The following is a 5,833-nucleotide window of genomic DNA, read 5'->3' on the forward strand; positions in this document are numbered from 1 at the left end:
ACTGGCCAGCCTTGGGATGACTATCCTAGGGCGTTGTGTTTTGTTGGTTTGGATTTTGCGACGATCGTCGAGAGTTATTGGGAATTTCGCTAGGTTTGGCGGTGACCTACTCTCCCACGTCTTGAGACGCAGTACCATTGGCGCGACGGCACTTAACGGCCGAGTTCGGGATGGGATCGGGTGTTTTGCTCGTGCTATGACCACCAAACCAAGGGAAATCCCCATCGTTCGATCGTGGATTGGGATCGAACGGGTGGCGCGGGCGGCTTTGGGTTGAGCAAAGCGTCGAGCGCCACCCCGCCGGTGCTTTTGGCGACCGGCGGTTGGGCAACATCAGAATGTTTTGTCCAAGCTGACTTCTGACAGCAGGTTTTGGACTGTATGGGTCCTGAGCCTTGCTGTTTCTGGATCAGATCAAGCCTATCGGGCAATTAGTACCGGTCAACTGAACGCATTGCTGCGCTTACATCTCCGGCCTATCGACGTGGTGGTCTACCACGGCCCTCAGGGATACCTTGTTTTGAGGGGGGCTTCCCGCTTAGATGCCTTCAGCGGTTATCCTTTCCGATCATAGCTACCCAGCACTGCCGTTGGCACGACAACTGGTCCACCAGTGGATCGTTCACCCCGGTCCTCTCGTACTAGGGGCAACTCCTCTCAAGTATCCTACACCCACGGCAGATAGGGACCGAACTGTCTCACGACGTTCTAAACCCAGCTCACGTACCTCTTTAAATGGCGAACAGCCATACCCTTGGGACCTGCTCCAGCCCCAGGATGAGATGAGCCGACATCGAGGTGCCAAACGGTGCCGTCGATATGGACTCTTGGGCACCATCAGCCTGTTATCCCCGGCGTACCTTTTATCCGTTGAGCGATGGCCCACCCACTCGGGACCACCGGATCACTATGGCCGACTTTCGTCTCTGCTCGACTTGTCAGTCTCGCAGTCAGGCTGGCTTCTGCCATTGCACTCAACGAGCGATTTCCGACCGCTCTGAGCCAACCTTCGCGCGCCTCCGTTACTCTTTAGGAGGCGACCGCCCCAGTCAAACTACCCGCCACAGAGGGTCCCGGATCCGGATAACGGACCGCGGTTAGACATCAAGAGTGCGAAGGGTGGTATCTCAAGGGAGACTCCACAGAGACTAGCGTCCCTGCTTCGAAGTCTACCACCTATCCTGCACATCCCAATCCTGATGCCAGTCTGAAGCTGTAGTAAAGGTGCACGGGGTCTTTCCGTCTAACCGCGGGAAGCCTGCATCTTGACAGGCAATTCAATTTCGCTGAGTCGATGTTGGAGACAGCGGGGAAGTCGTTACGCCATTCGTGCAGGTCGGAACTTACCCGACAAGGAATTTCGCTACCTTAGGACCGTTATAGTTACGGCCGCCGTTTACCGGGGCTTCAATTCGGAGCTCTCACCCCTCCTTTTAACCTTCCGGCACCGGGCAGGCGTCAGACCCTATACGTCGTCTTGCGACTTCGCAGAGCCCTGTGTTTTTAGTAAACAGTCGCCACCCCCTGGTTTGTGCCCCCGGCGATCAAACGCCGGGCCTCCTTCTCGCGAACTTACGGAGGTATTTTGCCGAGTTCCTTCAACATCGTTCTCTCAAGCGCCTTGGTATGCTCTACCAGTCCACCTGTGTCGGTTTAGGGTACGGTCTCATGGAGGGTTATTTCCAGGAACCACTTCGGATACGCCCCAATCCGTTAAGGGACGCACGCCTACATGATCCGTCACATCCTCCTGGCTCAGGAATATTAACCTGATTCCCATCGACTACGCATTTCTGCCTCGCCTTAGGGGCCGGCTTACCCTGCTCAGATTAGCTTTAAGCAGGAACCCTTGGACTTTCGGCGACAGGGTTTCTCACCCTGTTTGTCGCTACTCATGTCATCATTCTCGCTAGTGATCTCTCCACCGGATGCCTTACAGCCCGGCTTCACAGAAAACACCTCGTCTCCAAGGCGTAGGATGCCTGCAAGCAGGCACCGTCCGCTAAAGAGACATGGTGTTATGTCACACTACGCTCCGCTACCACTGCATACGCAGTCCTCAGCTTCGGCTCATGGCTTGAGCCCCGTTACATCTTCGCCGCAGGACAACTTGATTAGACCAGTGAGCTGTTACGCTATCTTTAAAGGATGGCTGCTTCTAAGCCAACCTCCTGGTTGTTTTGGTCGTCCCACCTGCTTTCCCACTTAGCCATGAATTGGGGGCCTTAGCTGGAGGTCAGGGTTGTTTCCCTCTCGACGACGGACGTTAGCATCCGCCGTCTGTCTGCCATCTAGTACTCCCGGGTATTCGGAGTTTGGTTAGGATCAGTAAGCCTGTGGGGCCCCATTACCCATCCAGTGCTCTACCCCCCGGGGTATTCGGATGACGCTCTACCTAAATAGATTTCGCGGAGAACCAGCTATCTCCGAGTTTGATTGGCCTTTCACCCCTAGGCACAATTCATCCCGACCTTTTTCAACAGGTGTGGGTTCGGACCTCCAGTGCGTGTTACCGCACCTTCATCCTGATCATGCCTAGATCACTCGGTTTCGGGTCTGATCCCACATACTCAATCGCCCTATTAAGACTCGCTTTCGCTACGCCTACACCTAACGGCTTAAGCTTGCATGTGAGACCAAGTCGATGACCCATTATACAAAAGGTACGCCGTCAGGACTCGAGGTCCCTCCGACTGCTTGTAGGCGCCCGGTTTCAGAAACTGTTTCACTCCCCTCGTCGGGGTGCTTTTCACCTTTCCCTCACGGTACTGGTTCGCTATCGGTCAGCAAGGAGTACTTAGCCTTCGAAGGTGGTCCTCCGATCTTCAGACAGGATTTCACGTGTCCCGCCCTACTTAATACGTCAAATCGAGCTTCCAGTACGGGGCTGTCACCCACTATGGCCAGTCTTTCCAGACTGTTCCTGTCACTCTCATTGCTCGGCTGGTCCCCGTTCGCTCGCCACTACTAGGGGAGTATCAATTGATTTCCTTTCCTCCGGGTACTTAGATGTTTCAGTTCCCCGGGTTTGCTCTTTGAAGCCTATGTATTCAGCCTCAAAGTACCTGGTTCACCCAATTATCGACAATCTTGCGATTGACAATAACCGAGTATCAGGTGGGTTGCCCCATTCGGAAATTCCTGGATCAAAGCTTATTCTCAGCTCCCCAGGACTTATCGCAGAGTATCACGTCCTTCATCGCCTCTTGCTGCCAAGGCATCCACCAAACGCCCTTTTCGCGCTTGATCTGATCCAGAAAGAGCAAGGCTTGCGCCGGTACGGGGCTGGTTCGACCCGCATCTCGATCTGGTCAGAAGTCGTACATTCCCGCGTTTCCTCTGAGAGGAAACACATTTTGGTTAGTGTACTTGACTTGGACAAAATTGCTGCGCGGTCCGGATCCGAAGATCACGGCCGCAGGCCTCCCCTCACGCGGGGTGCCAGCAATTCTGATGTTTAACTCTCTGAACGATGTCAATGTCGAGCGGCCCGAAGGCCGCTGACGCGTCCGATTGGACGGCGGAGAGCCAGCTGGCTCTCGGCGGTCAAATCGGTGGAATGTGCAAGGTGTGCATGGTGGAGCGTATCGGGATCGAACCGATGACCCCCTGCTTGCAAAGCAGGTGCTCTCCCAGCTGAGCTAACGCCCCTCTCACGCGAAGTGATGGTGGGTCGAGGAGGACTTGAACCTCCGACCTCACGCTTATCAGGCGTGCGCTCTAACCACCTGAGCTACCGACCCACGTTGATCCACCGGGGCGGATCGACGAGTGCGCAAGGGCATTGCCGAAGGCAAGTCCCGAAGGGCACCCAGAAGTGGTTATCACCAGTCGCTCAAGCGAGCGACATTCCAAGGACTGAAGAGATATGTGGACGGCCTGGTTCGTATTTTGGTCTTGCGACCATGCTAAGTGCGTCACGTCAGCCGATTGCGAACAATCAACCGAACCAGAAGCATCCTTAGAAAGGAGGTGATCCAGCCGCAGGTTCCCCTACGGCTACCTTGTTACGACTTCACCCCAGTCGCTGAGCCTACCGTGGCCAGCTGCCCCCTGTAAAGGTTGGCGCACCGTCTTCGGGTAGACCCAACTCCCATGGTGTGACGGGCGGTGTGTACAAGGCCCGGGAACGTATTCACCGCGTCATGCTGTTACGCGATTACTAGCGATTCCGACTTCATGCCGTCGAGTTGCAGACGACAATCCGAACTGAGACAGCTTTTTGGGATTAACCCATTGTCACTGCCATTGTAGCACGTGTGTAGCCCAACCCGTAAGGGCCATGAGGACTTGACGTCATCCACACCTTCCTCCGGCTTATCACCGGCAGTTTCCTTAGAGTGCCCAGCCGAACTGCTGGCAACTAAGGACGTGGGTTGCGCTCGTTGCCGGACTTAACCGAACATCTCACGACACGAGCTGACGACAGCCATGCAGCACCTGTCTCGGATCCAGCCGAACTGAAGGAAACCCTCTCGGGTAACCGCGATCCAGATGTCAAGGGTTGGTAAGGTTCTGCGCGTTGCTTCGAATTAAACCACATGCTCCACCGCTTGTGCGGGCCCCCGTCAATTCCTTTGAGTTTTAATCTTGCGACCGTACTCCCCAGGCGGAATGCTTAATCCGTTAGGTGTGACACCGAACAGCATGCTGCCCGACGTCTGGCATTCATCGTTTACGGTGTGGACTACCAGGGTATCTAATCCTGTTTGCTCCCCACACTTTCGCACCTCAGCGTCAGTATCGAGCCAGTGAGCCGCCTTCGCCACTGGTGTTCCTCCGAATATCTACGAATTTCACCTCTACACTCGGAATTCCACTCACCTCTCTCGAACTCAAGACTACCAGTATCAGAGGCAGTTCCGGGGTTGAGCCCCGGGATTTCACCCCTGACTTAATAGTCCGCCTACGCGCGCTTTACGCCCAGTAATTCCGAACAACGCTAGTCCCCTCCGTATTACCGCGGCTGCTGGCACGGAGTTAGCCGGGACTTCTTTACCAGGTACCGTCATTATCTTCCCTGGCGAAAGAGCTTTACGACCCTAGGGCCTTCATCACTCACGCGGCATGGCTAGATCAGGGTTGCCCCCATTGTCTAAGATTCCCCACTGCTGCCTCCCGTAGGAGTCTGGGCCGTGTCTCAGTCCCAGTGTGGCTGATCATCCTCTCAAACCAGCTATGGATCGTCGGCTTGGTAGGCCATTACCCCACCAACTACCTAATCCAACGCGGGCCGATCCTTTGCCGATAAATCTTTCCCCCGAAGGGCACATACGGTATTACTCCCAGTTTCCCAGGGCTATTCCGTAGCAAAGGGCACGTTCCCACGCGTTACTCACCCGTCCGCCGCTAGATCCGAAGATCTCGCTCGACTTGCATGTGTTAAGCCTGCCGCCAGCGTTCGTTCTGAGCCAGGATCAAACTCTCAAGTTGAAAAGCGCTTGCGCGCTTGTCCTTGACGTTCGAACCTCTGCACATCGTTTCCAGATCCCGAAAGACCTGAAACCGTCTCTGTTTGATGTGCTTCAGTTTCCATCGGAAACCGAAGTCCGTTCAAACAGTGAAGCTGACCCTCATATCATCGGCCCGAAAGCCTAATGAGGTCGATCTATGTGCAGTCATTCATTCATCGAATGAACCAAACCGCCCACAAATCTCTTCAGTCAATAGCAATGTCAAAGAGCAGAGAGAACAAATCCAACCGATGCGCCCAATTCCTATCAGGCGCGCCAGCCTCATAATCCTCTCGATGTCGTCCCGCTTCCCTCAGTCAGCGTTCCCGCCAACCCCGTTCCGCGTCCCGTCAGCGCCCTCAGCGCCGCCGGTGAAGGGG

The 5,833-nt window shown here is 55.2% G+C and carries 2 tRNA genes and 3 rRNA genes; all 5 read right to left on the reverse strand.

From position 1 onward, the window contains the following. Positions 1-93: 93 nt before the first annotated feature. Positions 94-208, reverse strand: a 5S ribosomal RNA gene (gene rrf / locus DQG17_RS21485). Positions 209-410: 202 nt separating this feature from the next. After that, positions 411-3,249, reverse strand: a 23S ribosomal RNA gene (locus DQG17_RS21490). Between the two features lie 326 nt (positions 3,250-3,575). Beyond that, positions 3,576-3,651, reverse strand: a tRNA-Ala gene (locus DQG17_RS21495). Between the two features lie 15 nt (positions 3,652-3,666). After that, positions 3,667-3,743, reverse strand: a tRNA-Ile gene (locus tag DQG17_RS21500). A 222-nt stretch (positions 3,744-3,965) separates the two neighbouring features. Further along, positions 3,966-5,433: ribosomal RNA gene (locus DQG17_RS21505) — 16S ribosomal RNA — on the reverse strand. Together the 16S, 23S and 5S rRNA genes with 2 tRNA genes alongside form the textbook arrangement of a ribosomal RNA operon. Between the last annotated feature and the right edge of the window lie 400 nt (positions 5,434-5,833).

It is taken from the genome of Tropicimonas sp. IMCC34043 (genome assembly GCF_003390845.1).
In the GTDB taxonomy this organism is placed as follows: domain Bacteria; phylum Pseudomonadota; class Alphaproteobacteria; order Rhodobacterales; family Rhodobacteraceae; genus Tropicimonas.